This window comes from Asaia sp. HumB (genome assembly GCF_030263835.1).
Lineage (GTDB): Bacteria > Pseudomonadota > Alphaproteobacteria > Acetobacterales > Acetobacteraceae > Asaia > Asaia bogorensis.
In genome coordinates this window covers 439,513-457,096 of sequence record NZ_JARPML010000002.1, presented here as the reverse complement: position 1 = coordinate 457,096, position 17,584 = coordinate 439,513, and the positions used below count along the sequence as shown (strand labels likewise).

Genomic DNA, 17,584 nt, shown 5'->3' with positions numbered 1-17,584 from the left:
CGGTGCGGGCTCAAATAGCGACTTAGTTCATACACGAAAAAAGAAAGTAACCGGCATTGATGGGAATATAACCCATTGTAAGAGATTACCCCTTTCCGGAATCTTGTCGCTATATCGTAAATAAAAAGATAACATAAATACAAGATAAGTAGAGATAAATACAAATTATTCTTATCTGATATAACTCTACCTTAGAGTCATTCCATAACTGGTCGAGACTTGTCAATAAAACGGGTCCATACATTGCTCAAGCAATAAAGCTTTCGCATGTAAATGGATTCTTCTCATGTCTATTCGCATTCACGCTGCAAAAACTTTTTCGGCACTTGCCTTTTCAGGCGCTGTCTTTGGTCTGGTCTCGCTGGCTTCTGCCTCCACGGGGCATGAGCTGCGCGATGGGGTAACGGCCACCTCGAGCCTTGCCTATGCTGGCCCGCGTCCGCCTGCCGGTCAGAAGTGGGATCCGTGTGAGATGCAAGGCGCGTGTGTGGTCCGCAAGGTTTGAGGTTGCGAGTTTTTAACGACGAAACGCAGCTGTTATATTAGTGTGCTTTCAGAGGGGCACATCCCTGCGTTGAGGAAAAAGACCTGAAACTCGTTTCGAGCATCGATCAAGATGGGTGAGGCTCAGTGCCGATGGTGCTGGCCTCCTTTTATCATGCCCTGAGCGCGGCTCTGCGTTGGGCTGTGATCGTGTTCCTGCTACTCTGCAGCTTCGCGAAGATGGCCCTTGCGCGCGACGCCGACCTGCCCATGCAGAGTTTCACGCAGCGTGACGGGGTGGATAGTTCCTATATCTTTGGCCTGGCTCAAGACCACGAGGGCTATCTGTACCTTCTGACCCAGAGATCGCTCTATTTTTTCTCCGGGCAGCGCTTTTATCAGGTTAAGGTTCAGGAAACACCCAATCAGCCTAATTTTGCCGATAGTGTTCGTTTCCTCCCCGATGGCCGGGTTGTGGTTCTCCAGCGCGGAGGGCTCAAGATATCCCAACGCGCGACAAGTAGTCGGGTATCGCCCTTATTGCTGCGTTTCAGGCGCTTGAAGACCCCCGGCCTGGGACGTATCGAGAATGTCTTTCTCGATGCCGGACGACTGACCGTTGTCGATTCTCAGGGTGTGCATCTGTGCGAAACCCCGGAGGATAGTATCCTCTCCTGTCAGGCGCCGATGGCTGGCAGCGCGCGGGCGCTTGTCTACCAGATTGGTGATCGTGTTTTCTATCGCGAACCCGGCGGAAACCAGATGCGCGACCTGACGGGGCTTCGGGTCTTCAGGCTTCCCTGGGATGCCGAGATATCCGGTTCACCGAGCAGCCATGCCGATCGCAGTTTTTATGCGTTCGAGCGCTATGCGTTGCTCGTGCCAAATGTCGATGGCACCTTCGCCAGACTGCCAACAGATTGGGTGCTTGATCAGGGAAATCTCCGCGAGCGCCCGAGTTTTGTCGTGGAGACGCCGGATGCGACGGTGTTCTTTGACGGCAATCGCCTGCGCTCGTTCAATGGGCAATACTGGACCCTGCCCAATCATGACCTCGGCAGGGAGCAGGATATTCATTTTGCGTATGCTGACCGCAACAGGCAGCTCTGGACTGTTCAGGACTCTGTCGAACTGGTCAAGCTCGTCGGTTGGGGAAGTTGGGAAAACCTTGAACCACAGAGCATACGGTCTGTCTGGTCTGTATTGTCCGGGCCCGAGAGAACACTACTTCTGACAGATCAGGGACTGTACCAGCTCGACCGGAATGAGCTCGGCGAACGCCTGAGGGAGGGAAATTTCTTCTTTGGGCTGTCCGATGGCAGGTCGGGATACTGGATGCCCGTGGACGATCGCGATCTGCTGCATTGTCTTTTCCAGTCGGGACACTTCGCGTGTGACCGGAAAATGCCAGTGCAGCGAATTCTTGGGCTGGCACTGTCTTCCAGGGATCATACGCTCTGGATCGCATCCGATGACGGGATGCTGGCTATGCCCGGGGACGGTACGGCCCAGCCAAGCCTTGTTGAAGACGAGAATGGTCAGCCGCTCAGCAAGCCAGCGAGCGCCATAGCGCTTCGTGACGATGGCACCCCGTGGGCAATCATAGGTAATGCCCTTTACAGAAGAGGGGCAAACGGCCGATGGCAGCCGGTGCTCACACACTGGGCCAACGGGCATGATTTTTCCCCGTTGACCATGGTTTTTTCGTCCCATGACGATCTCTGGGTCGGGGGCGTGCGTGCGCGCACCGGGCTTGTGCATATCCATCTGGATGGCAACCGCATCGGTAGTACCCGTCAGATCGGGGTGGAGTGCACCGGTTCACAGATCATCTTCAGCCTGCTTTGGGATCGCCACAGACGACTATGGGTTGGCACCGAAAACGGGCTTGCGGCTTACGATGGGCGGCAATGGATCAGGGTGACGCGGGATGATGGGTTGATTTCCGCAAATATCAATCAGCAGGGTCTGACTGAAGATCCTGACGGGTCCATCTGGATCACCACGACGAGAGGCGTCTCACACCTCCTGCATCCGGAGCATCTTTTCGAACCAACGGACCTCAAGCCTGTCTTTATCGAGGCACGTCTTGGTGGGGCCGTATTGCCGGAACACGCCATCCCTTTCACCCGCGACCCTTTGATCGTGACGCTCGGGACGCTCAATACTGCGCTCGCCTCGACAACCTATTTTCGTTATCGCCTCGAGGGGGTCGATCAGGACTGGGTCACCACAACCACGGGTGACATACGTTACAATTTCGTTCCACCCGGTCATTCAAGGCTGATCGTTCAGGCAATCAATGACAGCCGGAATATCATCTCCCGTCCCATCGTTCTTGAAATCAGGATGGAGCGGCCCTGGTGGATGGCTTGGCCACTCATTACCCTTTACGTCGTCTCTGTCGTGGTTCTGCCCTACACGCTCAATCGGGTTCGCTTCCGCTATCTTCTCAAGAGACAAAAGCGCCTCGAAGCGCTCGTCGATGAACGAACCGGTGAGATGCGTGCGGCGCAGGCTGCCCTTGAGCAGCAGGCGCGCCAGGACGGGCTGACACGACTGATGAATCGCCGCACGGCCGAAGCCAGTGTGCTGCGTCTGCTCGAACGCAAGGGACGGCCCGATTATGAAGGATCTCATCGCTCGGTAACGCTGGCCCTTTTCGACGTGGATTATTTCAAATCGATCAACGACACCTTCGGCCATATGATCGGCGATGAAATCCTGGCGGAAATCGGCGCACGTCTGTTGCGAGACAAGCTGCCAGAGGAAATCATTGGTCGCTATGGCGGTGAGGAATTCCTGATCGTCATACAGGGGGATTTTGCCTCCACGCGCCGTCGCGTGGAACTGTTGCTGGCGGGCTTGAGTGACCATCCTTTCGAGACAAAGGTTGGTGCTCTGACAATCGGGTGCAGTGCCGGCCTTGCGCGCAGTGTGCCGGAAATCGAGTCACCCCGCGAGGTGTGGATGGAAGCCCTCGAAAGGGCCGATCAGGCGCTTTATCGTGCGAAGCTGGAAGGCCGCGGGCGTCTTGTCGTCAGTGAACAAGACCAAGACGATGAGGACTATCAAGACTGAAAGCGGGAACGACGACCTCGAAGCGTTCACCCGTGGCGGGCACGATCATGTGGTACATCCCGCGCATGAAGCCACACGCTGTGGGCAGGGCCACGCCCGATGTATATTCGAAGACTTCCTGCGCGATGAGAATGGGCTGCTCGCCGATCACGCCATCGCCATGAATATGGTCGGTCTTGCCGCGCCCATCGGTGATTTCCCAGAACCTGGTCAGAAGCTGGATCGTCTCGCTGCCGCCATTCTCGATCCGGATATGATAGGCCCAGGCAAAATGATGGTCTTCCGGCTGGGATTGGTCCTCAAGCCAGAAAGTGCGCACAGAGACCGTCACCCCCTGGGTTGTGGCCTCGTAGCGAGGCGCAGCTTCCATGGCTTCGGCAAGGCTCGCTTCAGGGTCGGCCACGAGGCGGGGAGGGGCGGGCTTTTGTGACATGCCCGCCTTGTATGCCGATGAAGCGCTGGAAAGCAATCAGCCTTTGAGCGCAGCAAGCCCTCGCTGAAGATCTGCAATCAGGTCGCTGGCGTCTTCTAGCCCTACCGAGAGACGGATGGCGCCATCCGTAATCCCGAGTTTTGCGCGCTCGGCTGCATCGACCTTGGAGTGAGTCGTCGTAGCGGGATGGGTGGCGAGAGACCGGGCATCGCCCAGATTGTTGGAGATCGCAATCAGCCTAAACGCATTGAGGAAGCGGAACGCTGCCTCACGGCCGCCTTCAACTTCAAAAGCGACCAGTGAGCCGCCATTGAGCATCTGCTTTTCAACCAGGGCGCGCTGGGGGTGAGAGGCAAGGCCCGGATAGGCAACACGGGCAATACCCGGCTGGTTCTCGAGGAATTTTGCCACTTCGCTGGCATTGTGAGCCATGGCGTTGACGCGCAGAGGGAGTGTTTCGAGCCCTTTGAGCAGCACCCATGCATTGAACGGTGAAAGGGCGTTGCCTGTATTGCGGGTAAAGGGCTGGAGAACTTCCTCAATCCACTGCTTGCGGCCCAGAACAGCGCCGCCAAGAACGCGGCCCTGCCCATCGATATGCTTTGTGCAGGAATACAGAACCACGTCGGCCCCAAGGGCCAGAGGCTTCTGCCCGACCGGTGAGGCAAACACGTTATCGACCATCAGCAACGCGCCTGCCTCGTGGGCGAGATCGGCAATGCGTTCGATGTCCAGCACGTCGAGCATCGGGTTCGAGGGGCTTTCGATCAGCACCGCACCGGCTGGCTGCGAAAGTGCTGCCTCCCACCCGGCCCAGTCATCGCCATCGACAAGCACAGTCTCGATGCCGTAGCGCGGCAGCAGATTGGTCACGATCCAGTAGCACGAGCCGAACAGGGCGCGGGACGCAACCACACGGTCGCCCTGTTTCAGATGGGACAGCAGGGCGGATGAGACCGCCCCCATGCCACTGGCTGTCACGATGCAGGCCTCGGCTTCTTCCAGCAGGGCCAGGCGTGACTGAAGGGCATCGGTCGTGGGATTACCGAAGCGGGAATACTGGTAATGGGTGACGTCGCCGGTGAATGTGGCGGCTGCCTGCTCGGCGCTGTCATAGACAAACCCCGAGGTGAGGAAGATGGCTTCGCTGGTTTCGCCATGTTCGGTACGGCTGACATCCTCGTGCAACAGACGTGTCGAGGGACCGAAATTATTTTGAGTCATGGGATGGAAACGCTCCAAAATGCACCGTGATCCGAAGGGTGCGATTCTGGCCGTGGAAAACCTGGAACCAAACTGGTTCCGGGCCTCTTTAGCGCTGTTGTTTAGCCTCGCCGCAATCCGGCCGTTCAAATCGCGAGGGTTCTGCCGCGTGCGGCACCACGGTAGTGACTATGCGCAAAGGCAGTGTCTGTCGTCAACCGGCAGTGGGACGATTGCATAGCGCAAGCGACTGGGATAGAAGGGGCACCGTTGCGGGTGTAGTTCAATGGTAGAACGGCAGCTTCCCAAGCTGCATACGAGGGTTCGATTCCCTTCACCCGCTCCAATTTCCCGAAAAACTGGGTGCTGAGACTAGCCGCGAAGAAGTTTCTTCTTCGGGGTCTCGTCTCCCTTGTCCTTACTATCCTTGTCCGCCTTTTGCGGTGCCGGCGCCGTGACAGGCGCACCATCCTGGTAGGCTGTTCCATTCCAGGTCCAGCGATCATTCTTGTCGATCAGCAGATCATGCATGCCGTTGTGACGGCTCGGCAGGACAGATATGGCCCCGCTTACCGAGTCGAGCACAAGCTTCCAGCCACCCTTGTGACGCAGATAGACCGAAGTGGAACAGCCCGCCGAACCGCAAAGACGGGCGGATTGCAGCTGTACGAAAAGTGCCATATCACCCCGGTCTGTCGAGAGTGGTGCCGAGGCAACCAGAACGACAGGTTGATCATCATGTTTGGCGGCATCCGCCAGATCGCCCGCACTCAGTTGACGGGCCTCCTGATCGAGATTGGTACCAGGCTGCGCCGTGAGAATGACGGGATGCGGCCCATTGCCTGATGGGGCCGACTTCTGATGCGTCCGGGCCAAGACTGGTGCTGCTATAAGGCCCATGATGGCAATTCCCGTCACTACCACACGAAAACGCATCGGATTGTCTTTCATTTTGCCCGCACGAATCGCAGGGGCCGTTTTTTCACGCCGGTTTATTACGCATGTCTGAGCGTAACGACCAGTACATCACGATAGGCCGGGCGGGCTGGGTCGATTGGCTCGACGGGGGTGACCCCGTGGTACACACGATGGTCATCGACCAGAGCCGTGTCGAGGGGGGACTCGAGCGTAAACGAACCGACTTCCTGACGATGATCGTCGTGAATCGTCGTGACGCCGGAAGCGACATTTTCGCGACTGACCATCAGAACGAAAACCCAGTCTACACCATCACGATGCATTCCCTCCGGCGTGGGGCGGCCCTGATTGCCAGCCTGAGCCTCGATACGGAACTGATGCACTTCCGCATGCCAGCTGTCGGGTTGCGTGGAGGCTGGCGTCATACGTAATGCCAGAAGATGGGCGGCATTGAGAATGGAAAGCATGACCGGATGAGAGGCTATGGCATCCTCTATGGGGCCAAACCAGCGTTCGATTCCGCCATTGAGCAGGTTGTAGTCGCGGCTCTGATAGTGGGGCTGATGACGCTTGCGGTCGATACGCCCACCCGCCAGGGCATAGGTGGCGTAACGCCGTTTGCGATAGCGTCCGCCATCCGCCATGTACCGGTCGAGCCCGAGCCGGTTCCAGCTCTCGGCGAAGCGCGCCCAGTCCTCGAAACCGAAAGACTTGAGGAAGGAGCGCATGTCGGGCCCACGCTCGAAGGCAAAGCCACGCGCCTGCAGCGTGGCGACCATATCATCGAGGCGTTGCGCCTCGGCGGGGGGGAGGGACTGTGACCGTTGCAGGGGCATGAAGCGAGACTACCGTTGATCGGGTGTTACTGGTCCAGACGAGGGCGGGTCGGATTCAGATGAGCCTTGAGGAAGGCAGCTGTTCCGCGGGCCAGTCCCATGACGCCAATCTGATGCTGACGGAAGATCAGATCATGAAGCCATCTCGGGGCGAGGCCGCGCAGGAAGCCGCCACCGAAACTCGTCGAGGCACCAACCATGCCCCACCCGTTATAGTCTCCCAGAGACACGACCGCACCACGGTCACGGTAAACAAATGTCGAGGGCTCACGGCCCTGAGCGATGACCGGTATGGCGCGGCCAAGATAGATACCCTGCTGGCGTGCAACCTGCGCTGTGGCGGGAAGCGGGGCGTCGTTGATACGCGCGCAGTCGCCGAGAGCAAAAATTGACGTGTCGCTCGTGGACTGCATGTGATGGTTCACGACAAGCTGGCCGCCACGGGCAATTTCGAGCCCCTCGAACAGTTCGGTTGCAGCACTGGCGCGCACACCGGCAGCCCATACACGCAGCGAGGCCGGGATGACGCGCCCGTCCTTGAGGTGAAACCCTTCCTCATCCACTGACGTCACCATGGCCTCGGTCAGAACGGACACGCCCAGAGCCTCGAGCTGTTTGCGCGCATCGTTCGAAACGCGCTCGGGGAAGGCGGGGAGAATACGCTTGCCCGTCTCGATCAGGGAGAGGCGCAGCACGTTGCGTCTTGCATCCTTGCCATAACCGGGAGCGAGATCGATGGCGCTGCACAATTCGGCGGCGAGCTGCGTGCCGGTTGCGCCACCGCCGACAATACCGACTTCAAGCTTGCGGTTGCTGGCCGCGGCATCACGGAAAGCTGCCCGGAATTTCTCATGGAACGAGCTTGCATCGGGCAGTGAGTCGATAAAGGTGCAATTGGTCATAACGCCCGTAATGCCGAAATCATTCGAGCGCGAGCCAAGCGAGACCACCAGCATGTCGTAGGGTACGATCTCGTCATTCGCGAGGCGTATCTCGTGCTTCTTACGGTCAACGCTGCTCAGCGAACTCTGGATGAAGCGGAAGCCGAAACGGCGGCTGGCCTCCACGAAGGTCGTACAATCCCGCGTTTCCTCACCCGTACCTGCTGCAAATTCGTGCAGCATGGGTTTCCAGTAATGGACGGCGCCCTTGTCGATCAGCGTGGTTTCGATGTTGCGATGGCGGCCGCGACCGAGGGTCATCGCTGTTTCCATCCCGGCAACACCGCCGCCGATGATGACCACGCGAAATCCATTAGCCATGAAGTTTCCTCCGCAGTGTCGTCCGGGCAGGAATTACGACACTGATATGATTGCTCTTGTTGTGAGCGCGTCTCGCTCTCAACCCATAATGTGGGAGCAATCAACGCGGTCGTCCAGACGCGAGATGCGTCGCAGCGATCAAAAAAGGACGAACACGGTACTAAATCAGAAAAGGATGAGGCGCAATGCCGCACGCAGGCACTGAGAATGGACGCAGACGCGGTTGAACAGAGGCCTGTCCGCTGGATTCGGGAGAGGGGGGGGGAGCGCCTAAGCGCTCGGGCTCCAGTGGTCACGCAGAAGAGGACCGCTAGAGCGAAGGCCGCCATGCTGGGCCCGGTTGGCGGGCCCAGCGGTCGTGGCTCAGCTCCGGTAGGAGCCGTTGATGTCGATATAACTGTGAGTCAGATCACAGCTCCAGATCTGTGCGTGGCCATTGGCCAGCCCGAGATCGATCTGGATATCGATGTCCTGACCCTTCATATGGGCTACCACGGGGGTTTCATCATAGCCTTCGACAACCGTTCCCTGTCGGGCGATCCAGACATTGCCGATGGCGACGGAGAGTGTGTCGCGATTGGCTGGCTCACCACTTTTGCCTACGGCCATGACGACGCGGCCCCAGTTGGCGTCCTCACCGGCAATAGCCGTCTTGACCAGCGGGGAGTTGCCAACGGCGAGCGCGATCTTCTTGGCCGATTCGTCTGAAACGGCACCGCTCACACGCACCGTGAACATCTTCGTTGCCCCTTCACCGTCACGAACGACCATCAGGGCCAGTTCGAGCAGCAGGGAATCGAGGGCTTCACGGAAAGCCGCCAGTGCCGGATCGGTAAGGGAGGTGATCTCGTCATGACCGGCCTGCGCCGTGGCGAAAACCAGCACCATGTCTGACGTTGATGTGTCGGAATCGACCGTAATGGCATTGAAGCTGCGTTCTGTGCCCTCGCGCAGGAGCGATTGCAGCACATCATGGGAAATTGCGGCATCGGTTACCACAAAGCCCAGCATGGTGGCCATGTCGGGTGCGATCATGCCGCTGCCTTTGGCAATGCCCTGCAGGGTGACGGTCTTGCCCCCGATCTCGACCTGCCTTGTGGCAGCCTTGGGAAAGGTGTCGGTGGTCATGATGGCGCGGGCGGCGTCTTCCCAGCCTTCGGGCGAGAGCACCTCATAGAGCTGAGGCATCGCATCACTGATGCGCTCGGCATCAAGCGGTTCGCCAATGACGCCGGTCGAGGCAAGAAATACCTCTGTTGCTGGACAATGCACGACACGCGCAGCGGCGGCCGCCGAGATTTGCGTGGCGATCACGCCCGCGCGGCCGGTAAAGACGTTGGCATTGCCCGAATTAACCACCAGCGCACGCGCCTTGCCCTGCGCCAGAGCTGCACGGCTCCAGTCGATGGGAGCGCCGGGGCATTTGCTGCGCGTGAACACGCCCGCCGCCGTTGTGCCGGGCACGAACTCCATCATCATGAGGTCAGTGCGATCCCTGTAGCGGATCTGCGCGGCAACAGCGCCCAGCCTGACACCAGCCACCGGCAGAAGGCGCGGCAGGGGTTGGGCGAGGGGGGAGCGGGGGAGGGCTTTTGCCATGATCTGTCTCCGAGCTTTAAACGTCGGAAAGAGGATGCACGGCTTGGGGCTCAGGTCCAGCCCCCCGCCCCGCAATGGGGCGAAAAGACCGGAATTCTGAGTGAAAAGTGAGCGTTAGGCGCTCACCTCCATGTGGCGATTACTTCTTCGCCGGGGCTGCAACCGGGGCATCGCTGATGGGCTTGCCCTGGGCGTCGTAGCGCACGATCTTGACCTTCTTCTGCGCGTCATCGACGATCTTGCGCACGTTGTCACGGATCAGCTGCTGACGGATTTCGTCATGCACCTGGTCCAGCGGCGGCACAGGGGCTTCGCGCGAGGCCAGAACCTGAATGACGTGCCAGCCATACTGGGTCTTGACCGGGGTCTGGCTGATCGTGCCGGGCTTCATGGCGAAAGCGGCCTTCGAGAATTCCGGCAGCATGTCGTCTTTCTTGAACCAGCCAAGATCACCGCCGCTTGCGCCCGATCCCTTGTCGGTCGAAAGCTTCTTGGCGAGATCCTCGAACTTCGCGCCCTTGTCGAGCTGCTTGATCACGTCCTTCGCGGTTGCTTCATCGGCCACAAGAATATGGCGGGCATGAATTTCCTGCTCACCCTTCTTGGAGGCGTAATTCGCCTGATAGGCCTGCTTGATGGCGTCTTCCGTCACCAGCGGCGCAACCTTTTCCTGCAGATAGGCATTCTGCAGCGCGTTGTCGGCGGCATCCTGCATCTGGGCCTTCACGTCCGGCTTCTTGTCGAGGCCTTCCTTGAGTGCGTCGATCTGAATGGCCTTCTGGCTGACCAGCTGGTTCAGCAGGATATTGACCAGCGTGTTCGGCGGCAGCTGGCGCGCCTGCGGGGGCAGGCTGGCAGCAGCGTGCTTGACGTCATCAAGATAGATCTTCTGTCCATTGACAGAGGCAATCAGCGGGTTGGCATCGGCAGGGGCAGCCGGGGCAGCGGCCGGAGCCGCATTCGCCGGGGCGGCAGGCGCAGGGGCTGCGAAAGCCGGAGCCGCCAGAGTCGTGCCGGAGATGAGAGCGGCGCAGAAAAGGGCCGGGCGGGTAAGCCGCATGGAGAAATAACCTCGAAAAACTCGTGGAACTTTGTCCAGCATGGCGCAGGCTTGGGCGCTCGGCAAGGCCGACAGGGGCGCGATATCGGGTTTTGATAGCGCTCTTCATGAAGAAAACGTGCGTTGCGGGGCTTTGAGCGACGCTGAACGCCATGCTGCTCGGTTGACCGGGGCAAGGGCGCGCCTTATCTCATTTCCCGCGTGGACAATCCCGATCCGGCTTCGGCGGATGTTTCGCGTGACCGCCTTGACCGATCGCCGCCTCTCAACCGGGCGAATTCATCGGTGCAGGCGGGTCGGGATGATCCGCACTCCAGTTCGCGGTCCTGCTTCTAGCGGACCAGTTCGCCAGAAGGACAGTCATGTTCGCTCGTATTGCCCGCGCCATGTTCGGCACCGCCAATGATCGCTCACTGAAGGGCTATCAGAAGCGCCTGCCTGAAATCAACGCGCTTGAGCCTGCCATTCAGGCTCTCGACGATGATGCACTGCGCGCAAAGACCGAGGAATTCAAGGGCCGTATCGCCGGAGGTGAGAGCCTCGACAAGATCATGCCCGAGGCCTTCGCCGTGTGCCGCGAGGCATCGCGCCGTGTGCTCGGCATGCGTCATTTCGACGTTCAGCTCGTGGGCGGCATGGTGCTTCATTCCGGCCGTATCGCTGAAATGCGCACAGGTGAAGGCAAGACGTTGGTGGCGACACTTGCTGTCTATCTCAGTGCGCTGGCCGGCAAAGGCGTGCACGTTGTGACGGTGAACGACTATCTGGCCAAGCGCGATGCCGAGGAGATGAGCAAGCTCTACAGCTTCCTCGGCCTGACCACGGGCGTGATCATTCCCAATCTGTCGGACGATGAGCGCCGCGCTGCCTATGGGTCGGACATCACTTACGGCACGAACAACGAATTCGGCTTCGATTATCTGCGCGACAATATGAAGTACACGCTGGAAGAAATGGTCCAGCGTCCTTTCTATCATGCGATCGTCGACGAGGTGGATTCCATCCTGATCGATGAGGCGCGTACACCGCTCATCATCTCCGGGCCTGCCGATGACAGCTCCGAGCTGTATCGCGGGGTGGATGACGTGGTGGTTCAGCTCGTCAAGCATCCCGAGGCCTTCGAGCGGGACGAGAAGCTGCGTACGGTCATCCTGACCGAACAGGGCTCAGACATGGTCGAGGAAATGCTGCGTGAGGCCGGCGTCCTGCATGAGGGCGGCCTTTATGACGTGCACAACATCGCCGTCATGCACCACGTCCAGCAATCCCTGCGTGCCCACACACTTTTCGCCCGCGATGTCGAATATATCGTCCGTAGCGGCAAGGTGGTCATCATCGACGAGTTTACAGGCCGCATGATGGATGGCCGTCGTTATTCCGACGGGTTGCATCAGGCACTTGAGGCCAAGGAACACGTCGAGATCCAGCCTGAGAACCAGACGCTGGCCTCGATCACCTTCCAGAATTATTTCCGCCTCTATCCGAAGCTTTCGGGCATGACCGGCACGGCCATGACCGAAGCTGACGAGTTTGCCGAGATCTATAAGCTCGATGTGGTCGAGATTCCCACCAATCTCCCCGTCGCGCGCAAGGATACGGACGACGAGGTCTACATCACGGCCCGCGAGAAGTTCGAGGCTGTAGCGAACCTGATCCAGGACGTCGCAAAATCAGGGCAGCCGGTGCTGGTGGGGACGACCTCCATCGAAAAGAGCGAGCATCTCTCCAACCTGCTCAGCTCCAAGAAAATCCCTCATTCCGTGCTGAACGCCCGCTTCCATGAAATGGAATCGCAGATCGTCGCACAGGCCGGTGCGCCGGGCGCCATCACCATTGCCACCAACATGGCGGGACGTGGTACGGACATCAAACTCGGCGGCAATTTGGATATGCTGATCCGCCAGAGCCTTGAGAAGATCGAGGATGAGGCAGCGCATGAAGCCGAGGTCCTCCGTCTGCGTGAGGAAATCGCGGTCAATCATGGCAAGGTCAAGGAACTTGGCGGCCTGTATGTGATCGGTACCGAGCGCCATGAAAGCCGCCGTATCGACAACCAGCTGCGTGGCCGTTCCGGCCGTCAGGGTGATCCGGGGGCATCACGCTTCTTCCTGTCGCTCGAAGACGACCTGATGCGCATCTATGGCGGCGAGCGCATGGGCGCGTTCTGGACCAAGCTGGGCATGAAGGAAGGCGAGGCCATTGTTCATCCCTGGCTGAACAAGGCGCTTGAGCGTGCCCAGAAGAAGGTTGAAGCGCGCAATTTCGACATGCGCAAGAACGTCCTGAAATACGACGACGTCATGAACGATCAGCGCAAGGAGGTTTATGCCCAGCGCCGCGAATACATGGCGATGGACGATGTATCGGGTATCCTGCAGGAACTCCGCGAGCAGAGCATCGAAGAGATGGTCCATGCCCGCGTGCCCGAGAAGGCCTTTGCCGAACAGTGGGAAAGCGAGGCGCTCGAAGCCGACCTGCAGTCGCTGCTCAACCTGACCCTGCCGATTCGCGAATGGGCAAAGGAAGACGGCATGGATGCCGATCTGATCATCCAGCGTGTGGAAGAGGCGGCCACGCAGGCGCAGGCCGCACGCTCGGCCAATATTGGCCCGGAGATCATGCGTCATATCGAAAAGCAGGTGCTGCTCACCTCGTTTGACGGGGTGTGGAAAGAGCATCTTCACGCGCTTGATCAGCTGCGTCAGGGCATCGGCCTGCGCGCCTATGGTCAGCGTGACCCGCTCAACGAATACAAGCACGAAGCCTTCCAGCTCTTCACCGCCATGCTGGACGACATGCGTATCCGCGCCACCTCGACCATGTCGCGCATCGAGGTGGTCCAGCAGGCCGATCCGTTCCCCGGTTTCGATGGTCATGCCGGTTTCGAGGGGCAGCAGATCTTTGCGTCCTCCGATGAGGGGGCCTCATCGGCCGGGCTTGAGCCGCGGCAGGTAGGCATGCAGCCGGGCGGGATGTTCCAGGCCCCGGCAGCCATGGGCATGAATGTGCCCGAGGCCGAGGGCAGCTATGCGCAGGAAACCCCGCGCAATGCGCCCTGCCCGTGCGGGTCGGGCAAGAAATTCAAGCATTGTCATGGCCGTCTGGCCTGAAGAAGAACGAACAGTCATACGGTTTAGGAGGCTCTGATGGCCGGTCATTCGCAATTCAAGAACATCATGCATCGCAAAGGTGCGCAGGACGCCAAGCGTGCCAAGCAGTTTGCGAAGATCCTGCGTGAAATTACGGTTGCTGCGCGCTCGGGCCTGCCTGATCCGTCATCCAACCCGCGCCTGCGCGCCGCCATGATCGCGGCCCGTGAAGCCAACATGCCCAAGGACAATGTCGAGCGCGCCATCAAGAAGGCCAGTGGTGCCGGTGGCGGTGAGGATTACGTGGAAGTCCGCTACGAGGGCTATGGCCCGGCGGGTGTTGCCGTGATCGTCGAGGGGCTGACGGATAACCGCAACCGTACCGCGAGCGAAGTGCGTGCTGCGTTCTCCAAGCATGGCGGGTCGATGGGCGAGAGCAACTCGGTGTCCTTCATGTTTCAGCGTCTGGGGGTCGTGACCTACCCGGTTGCCGCAGCTTCCGAGGAAGACATGCTGGATGCGGCCATCGAGGCGGGTGCCGATAATGCCGAGCTCACGGCTGATGGCCACGAGATCACCTGCGCCATGGAAAACCTCTTTGCGGTGCGTGATGCACTCGAGGCACGTTTTGGCGAGCCGAGCTCGGCCAAGCTCGACTGGCGCCCTGAAAACACCGTGACCCTGGATGAGGAAAAGGCACGTTCTGTGCTCAAGCTCATCGACGTTCTGGAAGACAATGACGACATCCAGGCCGTCTATGCGAATTTCGACATTCCCGACGACGTTGCCCAGGCACTCGCTGCTTGATCCGTCTGCTCGGTATCGATCCCGGCCTGCGTTTCATGGGCTGGGGGCTGATTGATGTCGAAGGCAACCGGTTGCAGCATGTCGCCTCCGGCGTGATTGCCACGGATGGCGCCGAGTCCGTACCGCTGCGCCTGTGCGAGCTTCATGGTGCCCTGCAGAAGCTGATACGCGATTATCAGCCTGCCGAAGCGGCGGTTGAGGAAACATATGTCAACCGCAACGGGGCTTCGACACTCAAGCTCGGTTATGCGCGCGGTGTCGCCTTGCTGACCCCGGCCTATGAAGGGCTCCCCGTGGCGGAATACGGCGCGATGATGGTCAAGAAATCCGTTGTCGGCACCGGGGCCGCCACGAAGGAGCAGGTGACCATGATGGTCAAGCGCCTGCTGCCGGGTGCGGTCATCCACAAGGCGGATGCATCCGATGCGCTGGCGGTGGCGATCTGCCACGCCCATCATCGGGAGACGGCGCGGCAGGTCATGTCTGGCAGACGGATGGCCTGATCGGGTTCGCAGCCTGATTGATAACAAGACAACAGGACTCGGGGCAGGGTGCCATGACGCGTGAAGTGAGGTGGGCATGATCGGGCTACTGACAGGTATCGTGGTAAGCACGGATACGGATCGCTGTATTCTCGACGTCAATGGCGTGGGCTATCTCGTTTCGGCGTCGAGCCGGACTCTGGCGAATCTGCCTGCCGCCCCTGAAAAGACACGATTGCTCATCGAGACCGTGGTGCGCGAGGACGCAATCCAGCTTTTCGGCTTCCTGACTTCGGATGAGCAGGAATGGTTCCGTCTGCTAACCACCGTTCAGGGTGTCGGGGCCAAGGTGGCGCTGGCCATTCTTTCTGTGGCGACACCGGGCGATCTGGTTCTGTCCATCAGCGCTGGCGACAAGGCGGCGCTGACCCGTGCGGCGGGCGTTGGTGCCCGTCTGGCCGAGCGCATCGTGACAGAGCTCAAAAGCAAGGTGGGCAAAATGCCCGCAGGCGGCGCGACTGCGGTCGGGCGTAGCGTCACGGGCAATGCAGGCTCTGTGGAAAGTGACGCGTTGCAGGCACTGGCCGGTCTCGGTTTCCGCCGCGCCGAGGCCTGGCCTGTGCTCAGCCGCATTCTGGTCGAGCATGAGGGGGCAACGCTGGACAAGGTCATTCGTCTGGCGCTCAAGGATCTGGCGCGATGACGCAAGGCATGGCCCGGTCAAATGAGACCAGCAGCAGGGGAACAGGGGCGAGAGCATGAATGACACGGATAGAGGCCCACTGACCCCCGAGCGTCGTATGGAAGATACCGATCACGGTTTGCGTCCCCAGACGCTCGATGATTTCACCGGGCAGCGGGCCAGCCGCGAAAACCTGTCCGTTTTCATCCAGGCGGCCCGCAGTCGGGGCGAGGCGCTGGACCATGTTCTGCTGCACGGGCCACCGGGCCTCGGCAAGACCACGCTGGCACAGATTGTGGCGCGCGAGCTTGGCGTGGGGTTCCGCGCCACATCGGGGCCGGTGATCCAGCGCGCCGGTGATCTCGCAGCCATTCTGACCAATCTGCAGCCCAATGACGTACTGTTCATCGACGAGATTCATCGTCTGCAACCCGCCATCGAGGAAGTGCTCTATCCGGCGATGGAGGATTTCCAGCTCGATCTGATTATCGGCGAGGGGCCGGCCGCCCGCTCTGTGCGTATCGATCTGGCGCCTTTCACTCTGGTTGCGGCCACAACGAGGGCTGGCCTGCTTGCGACACCGCTGCGCGACCGTTTCGGTATCCCGCTGAGGCTCGTGTTCTACACGCCCGAGGAACTGCGGCTGATCGTGTCCCGTGGCGCCGCCAAGCTGGGCATGAACCTGACCGAGGAAGGGGCAGAGGAAATCGCGAGGCGCTCGCGTGGGACACCGCGTATTGCGGGCAGGCTCCTGCGTCGTGTGCGTGATTTCGCTGCTGTGGGGGCGCCGCATGACCGGGCGATCACGCGCGTGATGGCTGATGCCGCGCTCACGAGGCTTGAAGTCGATTCGGTCGGGCTGGATGCCATGGACAGGCGCTATCTCAAGCGCATTGCCGAGCATCATCATGGTGGCCCTGTCGGAGTCGAGACCCTGGCTGCGGCGCTGGCTGAGGCGCGTGACACGCTAGAAGATGTGATCGAGCCCTATCTGATTCAGGAAGGGCTTGTGCTGCGCACCTCGCGGGGGCGCATGCTTGGAGAGCGTGGCTGGACCCATCTCGGCCTTGCGGCGCCGGCCTCGGCCAGTGAGGCACAGTTCGATCTGTTGAGGGAGAGCGATGAAGGTTCATAAGATCGGTTATCGTGTCTATTACGAAGATACGGATGCGGGCGGAATTGTTTACCACGCCCGCTATCTGGCCTTTGCCGAGCGGGCACGAACCGAGGCCCTGCGTATGTCAGGCACACCCGTTTCGATGTTGCAGGAAGAAACGGGTCTCGTCTTTGTCGTAACGAAGCTTACGGTTGAGTATCTACGCCCATTACGCCTGGATGACTGGGCAGAGATCACAACCACGATTGAATCTGTTGGCTCTGCACGTTGCCAGTTGCGTCAGATCGTGTCGTGTGGCGACATGCACGCCGCCACGCTGACAGTCGAGCTGGCATGCATCATGCAGAATTCCGGGCGGCCTGCCCGAATTCCGCCGCGATGGCGTGCATCCTTGGAGGCATTGTCGAGCCAGACCTGAGGACAGGCGGCATGTGATGATGCGTGACGATTCGGGATAGGCGCGTATGAGGCATGCACTGTATAGGCGTGATGCAGAACGAAGCCTCAGGAGGTTTTTTTGGATCGAGCGGTA

Annotated in this window: 15 protein-coding genes, 1 tRNA gene and 1 riboswitch; of the genes, 9 read left to right on the top strand and 7 right to left on the bottom strand. The window is 59.8% G+C overall.

Annotation, left to right across the window (positions count from 1 at the left end):
* Positions 1-286 precede the first annotated feature (286 nt).
* Together P5689_RS03390 and P5689_RS03385 are read left to right on the top strand one after the other, a co-directional pair.
* Positions 287-505 (top strand): hypothetical protein, encoded by a 219-nt coding sequence (locus P5689_RS03390; protein WP_285532085.1) that lies wholly within the window; start codon positions 287-289, stop codon positions 503-505.
* A 131-nt stretch (positions 506-636) separates the two neighbouring features.
* Positions 637-3,564, top strand: coding sequence for a diguanylate cyclase (locus P5689_RS03385; protein ID WP_285532084.1), 2,928 nt, complete (start codon positions 637-639; stop codon positions 3,562-3,564).
* Here the strand turns inward: P5689_RS03385 and apaG are convergent.
* Positions 3,524-3,997, bottom strand: a complete 474-nt coding sequence (gene apaG / locus P5689_RS03380; protein WP_285532082.1) for a Co2+/Mg2+ efflux protein ApaG — start codon at positions 3,995-3,997, stop codon at positions 3,524-3,526. The two genes, P5689_RS03385 and apaG, sit on opposite strands and share 41 nt — an antisense overlap.
* A 36-nt stretch (positions 3,998-4,033) precedes the next feature.
* Positions 4,034-5,221, bottom strand: coding sequence for an O-succinylhomoserine sulfhydrylase (gene metZ, locus P5689_RS03375; RefSeq protein WP_285532081.1), 1,188 nt, complete (start codon positions 5,219-5,221; stop codon positions 4,034-4,036).
* Between the two features lie 67 nt (positions 5,222-5,288).
* Positions 5,289-5,368: riboswitch (SAM riboswitch) on the bottom strand.
* Between the two features lie 104 nt (positions 5,369-5,472).
* Here metZ and P5689_RS03370 point away from each other — a divergent pair.
* Positions 5,473-5,546: transfer RNA gene (locus P5689_RS03370), tRNA-Gly, on the top strand.
* Positions 5,547-5,572: 26 nt separating this feature from the next.
* On the opposite strand, the gene P5689_RS03365 is transcribed toward P5689_RS03370, so the two are convergent.
* The 5 genes from P5689_RS03365 to P5689_RS03345 all read right to left on the bottom strand — a co-directional run bounded on the left by P5689_RS03365 (position 5,573) and on the right by P5689_RS03345 (position 10,875).
* A complete protein-coding gene (locus tag P5689_RS03365; RefSeq protein ID WP_285532080.1) occupies positions 5,573-6,136 on the bottom strand; it encodes a hypothetical protein in 564 nt (187 codons plus the stop codon).
* 59 nt (positions 6,137-6,195) lie between these two features.
* The gene (locus P5689_RS03360) at positions 6,196-6,954 is read right to left on the bottom strand and encodes a 2OG-Fe dioxygenase family protein (RefSeq protein ID WP_408868529.1); all 759 of its coding nucleotides are present in this window, start codon (positions 6,952-6,954) and stop codon (positions 6,196-6,198) included.
* 26 nt (positions 6,955-6,980) lie between these two features.
* Positions 6,981-8,216 carry an NAD(P)/FAD-dependent oxidoreductase gene (locus P5689_RS03355; RefSeq protein ID WP_285532079.1) on the bottom strand — a complete coding sequence of 412 codons (1,236 nt, stop codon included), beginning with the start codon at positions 8,214-8,216 and terminating at the stop codon, positions 6,981-6,983.
* A 363-nt stretch (positions 8,217-8,579) separates the two neighbouring features.
* On the bottom strand, positions 8,580-9,815 hold the full coding sequence (gene argJ, locus P5689_RS03350) for a bifunctional glutamate N-acetyltransferase/amino-acid acetyltransferase ArgJ (RefSeq protein WP_285532078.1): 1,236 nt from the start codon (positions 9,813-9,815) through the stop codon (positions 8,580-8,582).
* 139 nt (positions 9,816-9,954) lie between these two features.
* A complete protein-coding gene (locus tag P5689_RS03345; protein WP_023978587.1) occupies positions 9,955-10,875 on the bottom strand; it encodes a peptidylprolyl isomerase in 921 nt (306 codons plus the stop codon).
* 362 nt (positions 10,876-11,237) lie between these two features.
* On the opposite strand from P5689_RS03345, the gene secA reads away from it, so the two are divergent.
* The 6 genes from secA (at position 11,238) to ybgC (ending at position 17,470) form a co-directional block, all read left to right on the top strand.
* The gene (gene secA, locus P5689_RS03340; protein ID WP_285532077.1) at positions 11,238-13,985 is read left to right on the top strand and encodes a preprotein translocase subunit SecA; all 2,748 of its coding nucleotides are present in this window, start codon (positions 11,238-11,240) and stop codon (positions 13,983-13,985) included.
* Positions 13,986-14,021: 36 nt separating this feature from the next.
* Positions 14,022-14,771 (top strand): YebC/PmpR family DNA-binding transcriptional regulator, encoded by a 750-nt coding sequence (locus P5689_RS03335; RefSeq protein WP_122050267.1) that lies wholly within the window; start codon positions 14,022-14,024, stop codon positions 14,769-14,771.
* Complete coding sequence (gene ruvC, locus P5689_RS03330; protein ID WP_122039817.1) at positions 14,768-15,274, top strand: crossover junction endodeoxyribonuclease RuvC; 507 nt, start codon at positions 14,768-14,770, stop codon at positions 15,272-15,274. Before P5689_RS03335 ends, ruvC begins: the two co-directional genes overlap by 4 nt.
* Before the next feature lie 76 nt (positions 15,275-15,350).
* Positions 15,351-15,956, top strand: coding sequence for a Holliday junction branch migration protein RuvA (ruvA, locus tag P5689_RS03325; RefSeq protein ID WP_023978583.1), 606 nt, complete (start codon positions 15,351-15,353; stop codon positions 15,954-15,956).
* Positions 15,957-16,011: 55 nt separating this feature from the next.
* Positions 16,012-17,070, top strand: a complete 1,059-nt coding sequence (ruvB, locus tag P5689_RS03320) for a Holliday junction branch migration DNA helicase RuvB (RefSeq protein WP_035443911.1) — start codon at positions 16,012-16,014, stop codon at positions 17,068-17,070.
* On the top strand, positions 17,057-17,470 hold the full coding sequence (gene ybgC, locus P5689_RS03315) for a tol-pal system-associated acyl-CoA thioesterase (protein ID WP_023978582.1): 414 nt from the start codon (positions 17,057-17,059) through the stop codon (positions 17,468-17,470). The genes ruvB and ybgC overlap by 14 nt, the downstream gene beginning before the upstream one ends.
* The last annotated feature ends 114 nt before the right edge of the window (positions 17,471-17,584 follow it).